This window comes from Hymenobacter sp. DG25B (genome assembly GCF_000801315.1).
In the GTDB taxonomy this organism is placed as follows: domain Bacteria; phylum Bacteroidota; class Bacteroidia; order Cytophagales; family Hymenobacteraceae; genus Hymenobacter.
Map to the genome: position 1 here is coordinate 93804 of NZ_CP010054.1, position 15294 is coordinate 109097.

The 15294-nt window shown below is 58.1% G+C and carries 12 protein-coding genes and 1 pseudogene; 5 read left to right on the forward strand and 8 right to left on the reverse strand.

The window, feature by feature from the left end:
- Positions 1 to 123: 123 nt before the first annotated feature.
- Positions 124 to 954 carry a DUF1206 domain-containing protein gene (locus PK28_RS00425; RefSeq protein ID WP_044510302.1) on the forward strand — a complete coding sequence of 277 codons (831 nt, stop codon included), beginning with the start codon at positions 124 to 126 and terminating at the stop codon, positions 952 to 954.
- 132 nt (positions 955 to 1086) lie between these two features.
- Here the strand turns inward: PK28_RS00425 and PK28_RS00430 are convergent, their stop codons facing one another.
- The gene (locus PK28_RS00430) at positions 1087 to 2301 is read right to left on the reverse strand and encodes an NAD(P)-dependent oxidoreductase (RefSeq protein ID WP_044510304.1); all 1215 of its coding nucleotides are present in this window, start codon (positions 2299 to 2301) and stop codon (positions 1087 to 1089) included.
- Positions 2302 to 2545: 244 nt separating this feature from the next.
- On the opposite strand from PK28_RS00430, the gene gcvP reads away from it, so the two are divergent.
- Positions 2546 to 5470: an aminomethyl-transferring glycine dehydrogenase gene (gene gcvP, locus PK28_RS00435; protein ID WP_044510307.1), complete on the forward strand. Its 2925-nt coding sequence runs from the start codon at positions 2546 to 2548 to the stop codon at positions 5468 to 5470.
- A 121-nt stretch (positions 5471 to 5591) separates the two neighbouring features.
- Here the strand turns inward: gcvP and PK28_RS00440 are convergent, their stop codons facing one another.
- Positions 5592 to 5882 (reverse strand): hypothetical protein, encoded by a 291-nt coding sequence (locus PK28_RS00440; RefSeq protein WP_044510310.1) that lies wholly within the window; start codon positions 5880 to 5882, stop codon positions 5592 to 5594.
- 224 nt (positions 5883 to 6106) lie between these two features.
- Between PK28_RS00440 and PK28_RS00445 the strand changes: the two genes are divergently transcribed.
- A complete protein-coding gene (locus PK28_RS00445; RefSeq protein WP_197070442.1) occupies positions 6107 to 6703 on the forward strand; it encodes a DUF4136 domain-containing protein in 597 nt (198 codons plus the stop codon).
- A gap of 135 nt (positions 6704 to 6838) precedes the next feature.
- Here PK28_RS00445 and lipA read toward each other — a convergent pair whose 3' ends face one another.
- Positions 6839 to 7732, reverse strand: a complete 894-nt coding sequence (lipA, locus tag PK28_RS00450; protein WP_044515898.1) for a lipoyl synthase — start codon at positions 7730 to 7732, stop codon at positions 6839 to 6841.
- A 78-nt stretch (positions 7733 to 7810) separates the two neighbouring features.
- Positions 7811 to 8596, reverse strand: a complete 786-nt coding sequence (locus PK28_RS00455) for a hypothetical protein (protein WP_156126174.1) — start codon at positions 8594 to 8596, stop codon at positions 7811 to 7813.
- A 118-nt stretch (positions 8597 to 8714) separates the two neighbouring features.
- Here PK28_RS00455 and PK28_RS00460 point away from each other — a divergent pair, with 118 nt between their 5' ends.
- On the forward strand, positions 8715 to 9122 hold the full coding sequence (locus PK28_RS00460) for an OsmC family protein (protein WP_044510314.1): 408 nt from the start codon (positions 8715 to 8717) through the stop codon (positions 9120 to 9122).
- A 93-nt stretch (positions 9123 to 9215) separates the two neighbouring features.
- Here PK28_RS00460 and ytxJ read toward each other — a convergent pair whose 3' ends face one another.
- From ytxJ to PK28_RS00480, 4 genes and pseudogenes are all read right to left on the reverse strand, one after another.
- Positions 9216 to 9554 carry a bacillithiol system redox-active protein YtxJ gene (ytxJ, locus tag PK28_RS00465; RefSeq protein ID WP_044510316.1) on the reverse strand — a complete coding sequence of 113 codons (339 nt, stop codon included), beginning with the start codon at positions 9552 to 9554 and terminating at the stop codon, positions 9216 to 9218.
- A complete protein-coding gene (locus tag PK28_RS00470) occupies positions 9551 to 9919 on the reverse strand; it encodes a cupredoxin domain-containing protein (protein WP_044510318.1) in 369 nt (122 codons plus the stop codon). The genes ytxJ and PK28_RS00470 overlap by 4 nt, the downstream gene beginning before the upstream one ends.
- Before the next feature lie 92 nt (positions 9920 to 10011).
- Complete coding sequence (locus PK28_RS00475) at positions 10012 to 10314, reverse strand: hypothetical protein (protein WP_156126175.1); 303 nt, start codon at positions 10312 to 10314, stop codon at positions 10012 to 10014.
- 148 nt (positions 10315 to 10462) lie between these two features.
- Positions 10463 to 12441, reverse strand: a pseudogene (locus PK28_RS00480) (alpha-ketoacid dehydrogenase subunit alpha/beta).
- Positions 12442 to 12580: 139 nt separating this feature from the next.
- Between PK28_RS00480 and PK28_RS00485 the strand changes: the two are divergent.
- Complete coding sequence (locus tag PK28_RS00485; RefSeq protein WP_082016883.1) at positions 12581 to 15238, forward strand: SusC/RagA family TonB-linked outer membrane protein; 2658 nt, start codon at positions 12581 to 12583, stop codon at positions 15236 to 15238.
- The last annotated feature ends 56 nt before the right edge of the window (positions 15239 to 15294 follow it).

The window sequence follows — 15294 nt, forward strand, 5'->3', positions numbered from 1 at the left end:
AACGAAGAACCCCAAGCGAAGCGCCCCGCTCCACCGAAACCGGTGGAGCGGGGCGCTTTCATTTAGCCATGCTGCGCTTGTTCTTCGTAGGCGGGAAGGTTCTCTCCCTTTTCATTTCCTTCTATGTCGCTCGCCAATACTATTTCTTCTGCAGTACCCGGTTCGCCCTCAGCCGGCATTCGGGCACTGGCCCGCTTTGGTTTTGCGGCCAAAGGCGTCGTGTACTTTCTGATGGGCATTCTGGCGCTGCTGGCTGCTACCGGGCAGCAGGGTGGCCAAACGGCTGATAAGGCACAGGCCGTACAAACCGTGCAAAGCTTACCCGGCGGCCAGGTGTTGCTGGGGCTGATTGCCTTTGGGCTGCTGGGCTACATTATCTGGCGCTTTACGCAGGCCCTGCGCGATACCGAAAACAAAGGCTCCGATGCCAAGGGTTTGGTGCGGCGGCTGGGCTACGCCGGCAGCGGACTGGTATATGCCAGCGTGGCCTGGTATGCGGCCCAGCTGGCTATAAACGGCTATGCCGATAAAGGCGGCAACTCCCGCCAGCATCTGGTAGCGAAAGTGCTGAACTGGCCGGCCGGTGAGTGGCTGGTGATGCTGCTGGGCCTGATTATTATCGGCACCGGCCTGTACCAGCTATACCGCGCCTACTCCGGCTCCTTCAGCAAACACGTAAATGATAGTGGCCTGCCGGCCAATCAGCAGCAAATTGTGTATCGTACGGGCCAGCTGGGCTACACGGCCCGGGGCATTGTGTTGGGTATTATTGGCTACTTCTTCATTCAGGCCGGGCGCCAGCACCGTGCTGCTGCCGTAGGCACCACTGATGAAGCTTTTGATTTCCTGGCCGCCATGGGCCCTGCTGCTCTGGCCGTGGTAGCCCTGGGGCTGATGGCCTACGGCCTTTACATGCTGGTGCGGGCAAAATACCCCGTACTGAACGGCATTTAGCCTTTTGCTGCACCGCTCTACGCTGGTTGTACATCGTAGAACCACTTAAAAAGCCTCCCACGGAAATCTGATTTCTGCGGGAGGCTTTTTTAAATTCAGGAATAAGGCGGCCGCCTGATAAGCAAGTTATCCTTAGTCCGCCACGTAATCGGCCAGGTACTGGTAGCGCTCCGTTAGCTGACCACCTTTGGTAATGGTAGCGCGCTCAATTATATCATCGGGCGTGTCGCTGAGCAGGTGCGGAAACACATTGTCGATAAGCTGTCGGCCGAAGTCGCGGGAGGCGTTGCGGGGCAGCTCGCAGGGCAGGTTATCCACCGCCATTTCCGTGATGTTGCCCGGCCGGGAATACGGGGGCTCCAGCTCGCCGGTAGCGGGGTTATAATCGAAGGCCGGTTCCTGAATGGTAGTACTGCGCTTGGTGGTAGGCACGGAGCCGTCCACGTCGCAGGTAACATCGGCAATGGTGTTGATGCGGAAATCGGAGCGGCGGGTATCCGCTTCGGTAAAGAGTTTAGGGGCAGCCGGGTCCCAGTAGGCACAGGCAATCAGCAAATCCGTTACCGGCAGAAATTTCCCGAAGGTGGACTCATATTCCTGCGGATGCTTGTGAAAATCCGGGGTATCCCACACGCGGCCGTCGCGGCGGCGGTTATAGTCAGAGCTACGCAGCTGGGTATATACCGGCTCATTGTAGTCCAGGTACAGATAATCATACACGCTCACCCGGCGCAGCCCCATGCGGTCCAGCACTTCCAGCGCCCCCTGGGCCACGCGGCCCGAGCCCGTAACGGCAATTTTAATGGGCGGCAGCCGCTTCACCTTGAAGAACTCTTCCTGCATGTCCTCCATATCAATGCACTGCCAGGCGGGTTTCAGCGCATACAGGCCGTGCTTGTGGCCGTAGGTCAGCAGCCCGTTGTAGGCCCCCACAATACCAGCCCAACGCCCAAACGCCACAATCCGCTCGCCCCGGGCATTAGTGAGCATCTCATAGTCGATGAGGGTGATATTCTTTTGCAGAATCTGGCGGAGCAGCTCCCGGTTGGCGGGCTGCTTTTTGATGGTGTGCGAGAAGAACAGGTAGGTTTTGTTGGGAATGAGCTGCGCCAGGGGCACTTCTTTCACGCCCAGCAGAATGTCGCAGTCCGCCACGTCAGCCCGCACTTCCAGGCCCAAGTCGCGGTATTCCTGGTCGGTGAAACACCGTACCGGGCTTTCCTGCACCACAATGCGCAGGCCGGGAAACTGAGTTTGCGCTTCCAGGCACTTTTTGGGAGTGAGCGGAACACGCTTATCGGGCGGGGTTTTGCCTTCACGAATAAGGCCTAGGGTGATGGAGCGCATGCAGTAGAAGGGGTGGGTGGCAATCTGGCCCCAAAACTGGTTAAATTATTTGGGCTCTCCGCAGGAATACACAGAATCAACTTTGCAAAATGCCATCTAATGAGCAGAGAGGCCCCGCAAAAAGATTTCCCGGAACAAGCCTAAACTTTTGCGGGTTGGAGGGTTTAAGCATGAAGCCTTTTCGCGCTACCTTTGTCAGGGCTCTTTCCGGAGCCTTGCTGTTGCCACCCTCACCCATTCTTTTATGTTGCTGAAAACCAAGCCCGCCGATGTGTTCGTGGACCGCCACAATGGGCCCGACGACACGGCCGTGGCCGAGATGCTGCGCACCATCGGTGTGGAATCGATTGACCAGCTCATCGACGAAACCGTGCCGGCTGCTATTCGCCTGAAAAAGCCGCTGAACCTGCCCGCTGCCCTCACGGAGCGGGCTTTTTTGGCGAAGTTCAAGCAGATTGCCGGTAAAAACCGCTTATTCAAAAACTACATCGGCCTGGGCTACCACGACACCCAGCTGCCGGCCGTTATTCAGCGGAATATCCTCGAAAACCCGGGCTGGTATACTGCCTACACGCCCTACCAGGCCGAAATTGCCCAGGGCCGCCTGGAAGCCCTGATCAATTATCAGACGATGATAATTGACCTCACGGGCCTCGAAATTGCCAACGCCAGCCTGCTCGACGAAGGCACTGCCGCCGCCGAGACACTGCACATGTTCCACTCCCTGTCCAAGAAGAAGAATGCTACCCGCTACTTCGTCTCGGAGCAGGTGCTGCCCCAAACCATTGACGTGCTGCGCACCCGCGCCACGCCGCTGGGCATTGAGCTGGTAGTAGGCAACCACCGCACCTTCGACCTCACCGATGAGTCCCTGTTCGGGGCTATTCTGCAGTACCCCGCCGCCGATGGCGCCGTGTACGACTACACCGATTTCATCTCGAAAGCGCACGACCACGGCCTGTTCGTGACCGTAGCCGCCGACCTGATGTCTCTCACGCTGCTCACGCCTCCCGGTGAGATGGGCGCCGATGCCGTGGTGGGCAACTCCCAGCGTTTTGGCGTGCCCATGGGCTACGGCGGACCGCACGCGGGCTTCCTGGCTACCAAAGACGCCTTCAAGCGCGTAATTCCCGGCCGTATCATTGGTCAGAGCATTGATGCCGCTGGCAACAAGGCCTACCGCATGGCCCTGCAGACCCGTGAGCAGCACATCCGCCGCGAAAAAGCTACTTCCAACATCTGCACCGCCCAGGTGCTGCTGTCGGTGCTGGCCGGCATGTATGCCGTATACCACGGCCCGCAGCGCATCAAGCAGTTTGCTTCCAACATCCACGGCCTCACGCAAACGCTGGCCGGCGCGCTGTCAGATCTGGGTCTGAATCAGCGGAATGAGTTTTATTTCGATACGCTGGACATCAAGCTGGAAAGCGTAGAGCTGCAAAATGCCATCAAGCTGGAAGCCGAGGCCGCTGGCATCAACTTCCGCTATTTCGAAGAGCATGGCTCGCCCCGCGTAGGCATCTCCCTGAACCAGAACACCGAAATTGAAGACGTGCGCGACATCGTGGCCGTGTTCAGCAAAGTGCTGGGCAAAGACGCCCCCGCGGTAGAATTGCCCGCTGAAGTATCGGTGAATTGGACTGACAACCTGATCCGCACCAGCGAGTACCTGACGCACCCCATCTTCAACTCGCACCATTCGGAGCACGAGATGCTGCGCTACATGAAGCAGCTGGAGAACAAGGACCTGAGCCTGGCTCACTCCATGATTTCCCTGGGCTCCTGCACCATGAAGCTGAACGCCACCGCCGAGATGATTCCGGTGACCTGGCCGGAAATTGGTGGGCTGCACCCCTTCGCTCCGCGGGAGCAGGCGCAGGGCTACGCGGAGATTTTCAAGGACCTGGAAGCCTGGCTGTGCGAGGTTACCGGTTTTGCCGCCGTATCGCTGCAGCCTAACTCGGGTGCCCAGGGTGAGTACGCCGGCCTGTTGGCCATTAAAGGCTACCACGATGCCCGCGGCGACCAGCACCGCAACGTGGCCCTGATTCCGGCCTCGGCGCACGGCACCAACCCTGCTTCGGCCGTTATGGCGGGCATGCAGGTAGTAGTGGTGAAGAGCACCGAGGAGGGCAACATTGACGTGGCCGACCTGAAAGCTAAAGCTGAGCAGTACGCGGATAAGCTCAGCTGCCTGATGGTGACCTACCCCAGCACGCACGGCGTGTACGAGGAAACCATCATCGATATCTGCCAGACCATTCATAACCACGGCGGCCGCGTGTACATGGATGGCGCCAACATGAATGCCCAGGTAGGTCTTACCTCGCCCGCCACCATTGGCGCCGATGTGTGCCACCTGAACCTGCACAAAACCTTCTGCATTCCGCACGGCGGCGGCGGACCCGGCGTAGGCCCCATTGGCGTAGTGGCCGACCTGGCTCCCTACCTGCCCGGTCACGTGCTGGTAGATGCCGATGGCCGCACCTACGGCGCCGTTACCTCGGCGCCCTGGGGCTCAGCCAGCATTCTGCCCATCTCCTATGCCTACATCAACATGATGGGTGGCGAGGGGCTGACGCAGGCCACGCGCATTGCCATTCTGAACGCCAACTACATCAAGGCCCGCCTGGAAGAGCACTACCCCGTGCTGTACACCGGCAGCAATGGCCGTTGCGCCCACGAAATGATTCTCGACTGCCGCCAGTTCAAAAAGGCGGGCATTGAGGTAGAGGATATTGCCAAGCGCCTGATGGACTACGGCTTCCACGCGCCCACCGTATCGTTCCCCGTAGCGGGCACGCTGATGGTGGAGCCCACGGAATCGGAAAGTAAGGAGGAGCTGGACCGCTTCATTGAGGCCATGATTGGCATCCGCAAGGAAATTGCGGAGGTAGAAGCCGGCCGCGCCGATGCCAAGGACAATATGCTGAAGCACGCCCCGCACACGGCGGCCGCCGTGCTCACGCACGAATGGACGCGTCCGTACTCGCGGGAGCAGGCAGTATATCCCACGGAGTACGCCCGCGCCTACAAGTTCTGGCCCACCGTAGCCCGCATCGACTCAGCTTATGGCGACCGGAACCTCATTTGCTCCTGCACGCCGCTGGAACAGTACGTAGATGCCGAAGAACAGCTGGTGCCTACGGATAAGGGTCCTTCCTACTAACCAGGCCGGCCCCCGGCAGCAAGCAAACAAAAAGCCCCGCACCATCTGGCGCGGGGCTTTTTGTTTACGCTAAAAGTAGGTAGGGCGGTAAGCCGGCAGCCTACTTTCCAGGACTGGTAAACTACATGCCGAAACAGTTGCGGTGCAGATAGCCGTTATAGGTCTGGCCATCCTTTACTACACGCACTTTCATAAAATAATAGTCCACTGTATCGGTTACCTGTACTTCCGTTTCCGGCGAGAGTTTCACCAGTTCTTTGGACGTTTTAGACATACCATCGTAGAGCACACAGTCTACAATAGTGTTATGCGCTACCGGACCCTGGTTGCGCTTAGAAGAAGACGTTTCAGAGGCAGAGCTGCAGGAAAACAGAAGACCAATGATGGAAAAGAAGAGGAGAAATCGACCCATAATGCTGAAGTAGGTGGTATTAAGATTCCAAAAGATACTGCAAAAGGTTGTGCTAATAAAAAAAATTGTCCGATTCCATGTTGGCTTCTACAAAACAGGGAACGGAGAGAGGTAGCAAACTGTTAAAAAACAAAGCCCGCAATGTCCTTTTTCGTGCCCTGTAGATGCTAAAAGCACGTAAGTTATGCGGGCCTTCGCTCACTTTACTTTTACATCCAAGCTATATGAACTCTCTCATTCGTTTATTCTCTTGCCGCCTGGCTGTTGCTGTGCTAGGCCTGGGCATATTGCTGAGTAGTGCTGGTTGCGCCACCTCTGGCCGGGTGGGGGTTACTGCTGATTTTGACCATAGCATTAACTTCCGCTCTTACAAAACCTGGGCCTGGTACCCGCAGCAGCCCTCTGATGCTGAAGGTGGCCCCGCGCAGGGCTACAACTCCTTTCTGGACCAGCGCATTCGCAAAGCCGTGGAAGCAGAAATGAGCCGCAAAGGCCTGACACTTACGGACAAAACCCCGGACGTGTATGTAGCCTACAGCGCTAAAGTGGAAGACAAGCAGCGCGTAGACCCCGCCTACAACAGCATTTATCCCTACGGGTACCGGTGGTATGGCTACGGCCGGCAGCAAAACATTGTGGACAACTACAAGGCCGGCACCGTTATCATCGACATTGTGGATGCTAAGCGTAAGCAGCTGGCCTGGCGCGGCTACGGCCAGGCGCGGGTAGATAACCAGACCATTACCGAGCCGGAAGTGTACCGCATTGTAGGCAGCGTACTGGGCACGTATCCACCCCAGGATAACCAGGCCCAACGATAAGAGCTGCTGGCTATTGGCTGATGGCTTTTATGCAAAAAGGAAAGAGCCTGCTTCCATGGAAGCAGGCTCTTTCCTTTTTAGGGCTTGACTTAAAGAAAAGCCAACAACTATCAGCTAATAGCCAGCAGCTTCCGATTAAATCGGAACGTTTACGTGGCGTTCGGCGTGGTAGCTGGAGCGCACCAGGGGGCCACTTTCCACGTACTTCAGGCCGCGGCGCAGGCCCTCTTCCCGGTAGTGGGCAAAGAGGTCCGGGTGGATAAACTCGGCTACTTCCAGGTGGCGCTTGGTAGGCTGCAGGTACTGGCCCAGCGTGAGAATATCCAGGCCATTGGCTACCAGGTCATCCATGGCCTGGTACATTTCATCCCGGGTTTCGCCCAAGCCCAGCATAATGCCGGATTTGGTGCGACGGCCGGCGGCTTTGGTCCGGCGGATCTGCTCCAGGCTGCGGTCGTACTTACCCTGGGGGCGCACCAGCCGGTAGAGGCTGCCTACGGTTTCCATGTTGTGGGATACCACTTCCTGGCCGCCCGCAATCATTACGTCCAGGGCTTCCCAATTTGCTTTCACGTCGGGAATCAGGGTTTCGATGGTGGTTTCCGGGCTGAGCTGCTTGATGCGTACCACCGTTTCCAGCCAGATGCTGGCACCACGGTCTTTCAGCTCGTCGCGGTTTACGCTGGTAATCACGGCGTGCTTCACGCCCATCAGCTGAATGGCTTCGGCCACGCGGCGGGGCTCATCGGTATCATACTCGGTGGGGCGACCGGTGGCCACGGCGCAGAACGAGCAGGAGCGCGTGCATATGTTGCCCAAAATCATGAAGGTAGCCGTGCCGGCTCCCCAGCACTCTCCCATATTGGGGCAGTTGCCGCTTTCACAGATGGTGTGCAGCTTATGTTCATCTACCAGGCGGCGCACGCTGGCGTACTCGGGGCCTACGGGCAGCTTCACGCGCAACCAGTCGGGCTTGCGCGGACGAGCCGGCGCAGCAGCCTCCGGCTGAATCACGGGCAGGGTCAGCATTTCATCCATGCTACAAAGGTAGGGGCTAGGCGGCAGTTGGCAGCTATTGGTAAAGAATGTACCGGCCTTGTTTTGGCCTTAGCTGCGGCTGCCGATGTATATGGTCAGATAAACCGAGGTGAAGTACCGGTTGTTTAACTGATCATCGGGGGTGCCCAGGGCGCGTATCAATAATACCGGCTTGGGATACGCTTCAAACAGAAACCCCGTTTCTACGCCCGCAATGGCGTCGCGGTAACGGCCGTACTCAAACGTGAGGGCGCCGCGCACGTGTGCCCCTACCTGGGGCTTCAGATCATTAATACCCGAAAAGAGCGGGGCATGATCATAGATAAAAACATCGTTGCGGTGCTTCTCCGGGCTATAAGGTTCGGCCCGGATGTCCTCCTGCGAGATGGGCCGGTTCTGGGCATCCCGCTTGGTGTAGTCGTAGTAGATATAATAGGGCAGCAGCAGAGCTACCGAAGGGCCCGCGCCTACCAGGCCGTTTATCTGCACGCCGGAATCGGGCGCTTTGCGGAAAATAACCTTCTGCGCGCCTACGGAAGGCCGCAGCACAAAGGCCGAATTGGTTTTTCCGAATACATAAACGCCGCCGGTATAGGGATTTTGCACCCGCTGCTCTTTGGGGTGTTTCACCTCTACCACCTCCACCATCCAGAAGCGCGCCATATCGGCGGTCAGCTGATGGGTAGAGCGCACCATGCCGCCGCCAATGAGGCCGCCGTTGGTGTTAAAGTTGATGCCATAGGCAAACTCTTTCTGGTAGGTAGGAGTTTCGGTGGCCTGTTGTGCCTGCGCCGGGGCCAGGCTGCCGCACAAGACAGCCAGCAGGGCAAAACCAAAGAGTAGATGGGTACGCACAGCGCCCGAAAAGAAAAAAACGTGGAACATCCAACCGCCAAGGGCCAACTCAGCCCGGCGTGACTTCTCGAAAGTACGTAAATTTACCACCATTCGTCTAGCTCAATTTCATAAGCATATGTCAACCGCCACAGCTCAATACGCCGGCAATTTGCGCACCGAAGCTACGCACGTAGCTTCCGGCAACACCATTCTGACCGACGCCCCCGTGGATAACCACGGCCGGGGCGAGGCCTTCTCCCCCACCGACCTGGTTAGTACGGCGCTGGGCTCATGCATGATGACGATTATGGGCATCGTGGCCAACCGCCACGAAGTAGATTTAACCGGCACTACCTTTGAAGTAACCAAGCACATGAGTGCCGAGCCGCGGCGCATTGCCCAGGTAGATGTGCACTTTCATATGCCCGCTGCCCTGCCGGCCAAAGAACGCACCATTCTGGAAAATGCGGCCCGTACGTGCCCGGTAGCCCTTAGCCTGAACTCCGAAATACAGCAGCAGGTTCAGTTCACCTACGACCGGTAACGCTGGTTCCGGCCGTTTCCGTATAGTAACGCCCCGCGCTGATTCCACTTATGGAAGTCAACGCGGGGCGTTTTGTTTTAGGCCTGACGGATTCTAGAGCTGGCTCTGCACGTCGCTCAAGCGGATGCCCATGTGCGAGGCATCGTAGCGGCACTCGCCCTGCTTAATCAGCAGCAGCTGGGGCGACTCATGGCGCACGCCAAACTTCTCAGCAATTTCATTGGAGATAGGGCGGAAACGCAGTAAATCCAGGTAGTACAGCTTTACATTCTGCAGGCCGGCATCGGCCCACTGGCGCTCCAGGCGGCTTTTGGCGGCGGCACTAATGGAGCAGCTGGTGCTGTGCTTGAAAATAAGAACAGTCTGCTCTTCCGATTCGCGAACGATATCGACCAGCTGTTCTGGTTGGGTTAGTTGAATCCAGGAATTCATGGAGTGGTGGTAGGCTTCTTCGTTTGTTTCTTGGGTAGGCGCAGCCAATGCGTGGGCAGCATGGCCGACATGGGCACGCTTACGCGCGGAATCCCTTCGTGGTCGAACTTATATTTCTCCCGGCCGTCGTTCGGCCGGTCTTTTTGGTTGCCGCTGTCGCCGGCTTTAAACGTTTCCCGCGTCACGGCCAGGTGCGAGTCCTGGTAGGGCGTTTGGATCCGGCGGGCGTCCCGGAGGGCCTTCCGGTTTTCGGCTCGTTGCTGAGCGGGGCTGGAATAGCTGGTTTGGGCGCAGGCCGGAGCACTGGTAAGCCAGCAGGTTAGAGCCAGCAACACCCCCGAGGTGAAAAACGTGCGAAAAGCCATGGTGGTAGAGGATATGAAATAGCAGAAGGTAATTACCGGGAGAGCCTGAGAATGTATACGCAGCCGGCCGCCTGCCCGGGCAAGGAATTGGTTTAGAAAACGATACCCATAAACTTGCGCTGCCCCACTTTGTGTTTCAATCGGCGGCGCTTATACTTTTTCTGCTTCAGCATGTCATGCTTATCGAACCTGTTTTTGGAGTTCTTCAGATCCGATATAGCCGCCGAGACACCCGTACCATTCTTGTTGGCTTTGCCCAGCTTCACCTTGGGTTGCGGCGGGCCTTTGGGGCTGGGAATACGGTAGCGGTGGCAGCCCGTGCCCAGCAGCAGCGTACACGCCAGCACCAGCAAACTCAGGAACCGACCAACCTTAAGAGAAGAGAAAAATTGCATGGGTACTACTATCCGCGGAAAATCAATTGGTAAGATACGCAAGTAGCGCGAAGCTCCGGCTTCGCGGACGAGCAACGCGAGTAGCAGGCATCTGCATACGTCAGAACTCGCGTTGCTCGTCCGCGAAGCCGGAGCTTCGCGCTACACTTTAATAGTTGCGCAGCTTCTCTACCGTTTCGCGCAGACGCTGCTGGGGCAGGAACTGCTTTTCCAGCGGGGGCGCAAACGGAATGGCGGTATCCAGGGAAGCCACGCGCTGCACGGGCGCGTCCAGGCTCTCGAAGCAGTGCTCGGCAATCCAGGCGGCCAGTTCTCCCCCGATGCCGCCCGTGAGCGTGTCTTCGTGCAGGATAATGACGCGGCCGTTTTTCTCTACTGTTTTCCGTACCGCTTCTTCGTCCCAGGGCAGCAGGGTGCGCAGGTCCAGAATGTCGCAGTCCAGGTTCAGTTCGGCGGCCAGTTGGGTGGCCCAGTGCACGCCCATGCCGTAGGTGATAATGCTCAGCTCCTCGCCCTCACGGACCAGGGCCGCTTTACCAATGGGCGTAGTGTAGTAGCCATCGGGCACGGGGCCTGAGATGCTGCGGTAGAGCATTTTGTGCTCAAAGTACATCACCGGGTTCGGGTCTTCAATGGCCGCGCAAAGCAGGCCTTTGGCATCGTGGGGGTTGCTGGGGTATACTACTTTCAGGCCGGGCGTGTGGGTAAACCACGCCTCGTTGCTCTGGGAGTGGAACGGACCGGCCGCCGAACCGGCCCCGGTGGGCATGCGCACCACCACATCAGCATTCTGGCCCCAGCGGTAGTGGCTCTTGGCCAGGTTATTCACAATCTGGTTGAAGCCGCAGGTCACGAAATCAGCGAACTGCATTTCCACCATGGCTTTCTTGCCTTTGATACTCAAACCCAGGCCGGCGCCCACAATAGCCGACTCGCAGAGGGGTGTGTTGCGCACCCGCTCCTTGCCAAACTGGGCCACAAAGCCTTCCGTTATTTTAAACACCCCGCCGTAGTCGGCAATATCCTGGCCCATTAGCACCAGCTCGGGTACTCTTCCATACTCTGGCGCAGGCCATCGGAAATGGCATCTACAAAGCGCTTGTCGGTAGCGGGCGCATCGGCGGCGGGGGCGCGGTCGGGTGCCTGGAAGGGCTCGTACATATCGGCCACCTCCTCTTCCAGACTGGCGGTGGGCATGGGCACGGCATCGGCCACGCGCAGGCCTTCTTCAATTTCGGCCTTTATTTTTTCGCGGAACTGGTGGCGGGCGGTTTCGCTCAGAACGCCCTGCTCCATCAGCCAGTTTTCGTAGTTCTGCACCGGGTCTTTCTGGGCCCACTCCTCAAACAGCTCCTGCGGCACGTACTTGGTGCCGGAGGCTTCCTCGTGGCCGCGCATGCGGAAGGTAAGCGCCTCCAGCAGCACGGGGCGCGGATTCTGGCGCAGGTCCTCGGCCAGGCGGCGCACCGTGTCGTACACTTCCAGCACGTTGTTGCCGTCTACCTGCACGGCTTCCATGCCGTAGGCGGGGCCTTTATCAATGAAGTAGCGAAAGCGGAACTGCTCGCGGGAGGGCGTGCTGAGGCCGTAGCCGTTGTTTTCAATGATGAAGATGACGGGCAGCTGCCACACGGCGGCCACGTTCAGGGCCTCGTGGAAATCCCCTTCCGAAGCGCCACCGTCGCCGCTGTAGGTGACGGTGATTTTATTGCGGCGGTCCAGCAGATCGGCCAGGGCAATGCCGCCGGCCACGGCCAGCTGCGGGCCGAGGTGGGAAATCATGCCCACGATATGGTGCTCGTTGGTGCCGAAGTGGAAGCTCCGGTCGCGGCCTTTGGTATAGCCGGTGGTTTTGCCCTGCCATTGGGCAAAAAGGCGGTCCAGGGGCACGTTGCGGCCAGTGAACACGCCCAGGTTGCGGTGCAGGGGCAGAATGTACTCATCCTCGTCCAGGGCCAGAGTGCTGCCCACCGAAATGGCTTCCTGCCCAATGCCCGAAAACCACTTGCTCACTTTGCCCTGGCGCAGCAGAATGAGCATTTTTTCCTCAATCATCCGGGGTTTCAGCAGGCCCTGGTACAGGTGGAGAAGCTGGTCGTTGGAGTAGTCCTTGCGGTCGAAGTTCATGGAAAGCAGGCGGGTGGGAAGATGATGGCGCCAAAAGTACGGGTTTGGGTTGGATGGAAAATCATTGCGGCGGCATAATGCAAGAAGCAGGTGGGCAGCCTCTATCTTCGGCGCTGATTCTTATCGTTTATTCTACTTTATGAAGCATCGTTTACCCTTGGTTTTCCTATTGGTGAGCAGTTCCGCTATTCCGGGTCAGGCGCAAAACCCTGATTCGGCCGCTACCTTGCCAGCTTACCGCTACCAGCCTCCGCAGCTGACCACTATTCCTGGCGACAGTGTTATGCTAACCAACTTCCTGCCGCTACAGGAGCAGCTACGGCGGGTGGCCGGCGTGCAGGCAACGCCGTACTCCGGGGCGCCAGGGGCGGGCATGGTGGTGAGGATTCGGGGAGCAGCCAGCCTGGCACAGGAAGCCCAGCCGTTGTATGTGGTAGATGGCGTTCCGGCGTTTCAACACACGTTCAAGCTTAATCACGATGCGGTAACGCCAACCGGAAATGGCTTCCAGCCCGTGGAAGCGCTGGAGCTGGATAACAACCCGCTGCTTAGTCTTCCAATTGAAGACATTGCCTCCGTGGAGGTATTGAAAGGTGCGTTGGAAACGGCACGCTATGGTTTCCAGGGCGTGAATGGGGTGATTCGCATCACTACTCGCCGCGGGCAGGCCGGGGCGCCTCGCCTGCGCTATTCAGGCTATGGCGGGGTGCAGCAGGCGCGCAGCCGCTACCAGTTGCTGGACGCCCAGGAGTATGCCGTGCTGGCCAATGAAAGCAGCCTCAACGCAGGGAAGGCTCCTCTCTTTTCCGAGGAGCAAATTGCCCGCCTGGGCAAAGGCACCGATTGGCAAAGCGAGCTGCTGCGCACGGCCACGGTGCAGGACCATCATTTGAGTGTGGATGGCGGCACAGCCCGCACTCACTATTATACCAGTGCCGATTATCTGAGCCAGAACGGGATATTGCTCAACTCCACCTTGCGCCGGGCCAGTGCCCGGCTGGGCCTGGAACAGCAGGTGGGCCAGCGGCTGCATCTGGCGGCAGGAATAGGAATCAGCCAAACCCGGCAGCGGCTGCCTTTTCATTATGTACTTGAAAATGCCCTGTATGCGGCGCCTACTACTCCCGTTCGCAACCCGGATGGCAGCTACACTATCGACGGCTCTGTAGTAAACCCGGTGAAACAGGCGAAAGAACATTACCAGACCCCACGGCAAGACCGGTTGCTGACTTACCTGGAAGCGCGCTACCAGTTTCTGCCTGGCTTATTGCTGGCTGTGAAAGGCAACCTGGAACAAGCATCTCTGCGCAGTAATTCCTACAGCAGTCCTTACCCGGGTGACGCGGCAGGGGCACATGGTGAATTGCAGGCCACGTATCAGGATTGGACTCTGAATCCGGCACTACGCTTCACGCATAGCCTGGGCGAAGGCCGACACATACTATCAGCAGACCTGGAGGCTTTAGCACAGAAAAGCCTTTATGAGGATATGCGGAAAGAGTACGTACCAGTGGACCCACGGATAATATCCGGCGGATGGGCCATAGGAAAAAGTGGCGCTAGTTATGAGTCTGAAAAGCTGGGCACCCTGCTCCAAACCAGCTATACTTTTGCCAACCGCTACCAGCTGCAGGGCAGCCTGCGCCGTGATGCTTCCAGTGCCTTCGCCCTAAATGACCGGTGGGAATGGCTGCCGGGCGTTCAGGCCACCTGGCACGTAGCCCAGGAAAGCTTTCTACCGCGCAAAGACGCTATCAGCAAGCTGGATGCCTGGGTGGGCTGGGGCCATACCTCCGGCTCGGGTAATCTGGGGCGGAATTATTTTCAGATAGCGGTACCCAGCCCTGGTACCCCGGACGGAAGAGCGGCTATGCTAGTACATGACCGGATACGCCAGCTGGAAGCCGGCATACTGGCTGGCCTGTGGCAGAACAGACTAACGGCAGGCGTAACGGCTTATTCCCGCCGGTCGGGCATAGGCAATGCAGTCAAATCCTATCCTTTTAGTCACAACGAACCTAACTTTTACAAGGTCCAGAACACCGGTCTGGAACTAACAGCAACTGGCCGGTGGCAGGCCGGACGATTTACTGGCACTACTACGCTGGCCGCTGCCGCCAACCATAATCAGTACCAGTCGCAGCTCTACCCCTTTCGCTTCCCCTACCAGAGCACCACCGAGGGACAGCCATTCAGCACCTTTTTCGGACTGCGCTATGAGGGAGTAGACGCAACCGGCGCACCCCGCTTCCACGATGCGAATGGCGACGGCGAAATTAACAACGAGGACCGCCAGGCACTGGGGAGCGGTTTGCCACGCCAACTGATAAGTATAGGCCAACAGATTTCGTATGAACGCTTTTCGTTGGATGCGCAGCTGGATGGTATGTTTGGCTATCAGGTTTTCAATGTGCCCCTGCGCTATCTGGATAGCCCCATAGTCTATGGATTCAACGCTTCGGGCCGCATACTCGAGCGTTGGACGCCTGATAATCAGGAAACCGATGTACCCCGGACAGGGCAGGATATTTCCCAGTATGGCATGACCTCCTATAACCTGCAATCCGGCAACCATGTGCGCCTGACCTCACTCACGCTCATCTGTAAGGTATGGCAAAAAGAAGTCCGCAGCATCAGCGTCTGGGCCGGCGGCCACAACCTGCTGGTGCTATCTAAGTACCGCGGCTTTGACCCCAACGTAAGCAGCGCGGGCGCCGATAGCCAACAGGCCGGCCTCGATACCGGCGCCTACCCCACCGCCCGTACTTTCCTGCTGGGCGTGCAGGCCACTCTATAAGGCGCGGTACCCCCTGTAGCGCGAAGCTCCGGCTTTGCGCACGAGCAACGCGAGTT

What these genes read in the sequence shown, in the direction of transcription:
- PK28_RS00425 (WP_044510302.1), top strand. Translation starts at nt 124, where the DNA reads ATGTCGCTCGCCAATACTATTTCTTCTGCAGTACCCGGTTCGCCCTCA.
- PK28_RS00430 (WP_044510304.1), bottom strand. Translation starts at nt 2,301, where the DNA reads ATGCGCTCCATCACCCTAGGCCTTATTCGTGAAGGCAAAACCCCGCCC.
- gcvP (WP_044510307.1), top strand. Translation starts at nt 2,546, where the DNA reads ATGTTGCTGAAAACCAAGCCCGCCGATGTGTTCGTGGACCGCCACAAT.
- PK28_RS00440 (WP_044510310.1), bottom strand. Translation starts at nt 5,882, where the DNA reads ATGGGTCGATTTCTCCTCTTCTTTTCCATCATTGGTCTTCTGTTTTCC.
- PK28_RS00445 (WP_197070442.1), top strand. Translation starts at nt 6,107, where the DNA reads ATGAACTCTCTCATTCGTTTATTCTCTTGCCGCCTGGCTGTTGCTGTG.
- lipA (WP_044515898.1), bottom strand. Translation starts at nt 7,732, where the DNA reads ATGCTGACCCTGCCCGTGATTCAGCCGGAGGCTGCTGCGCCGGCTCGT.
- PK28_RS00460 (WP_044510314.1), top strand. Translation starts at nt 8,715, where the DNA reads ATGTCAACCGCCACAGCTCAATACGCCGGCAATTTGCGCACCGAAGCT.
- ytxJ (WP_044510316.1), bottom strand. Translation starts at nt 9,554, where the DNA reads ATGAATTCCTGGATTCAACTAACCCAACCAGAACAGCTGGTCGATATC.
- PK28_RS00470 (WP_044510318.1), bottom strand. Translation starts at nt 9,919, where the DNA reads ATGGCTTTTCGCACGTTTTTCACCTCGGGGGTGTTGCTGGCTCTAACC.
- PK28_RS00475 (WP_156126175.1), bottom strand. Translation starts at nt 10,314, where the DNA reads ATGCAATTTTTCTCTTCTCTTAAGGTTGGTCGGTTCCTGAGTTTGCTG.
- PK28_RS00485 (WP_082016883.1), top strand. Translation starts at nt 12,581, where the DNA reads ATGAAGCATCGTTTACCCTTGGTTTTCCTATTGGTGAGCAGTTCCGCT.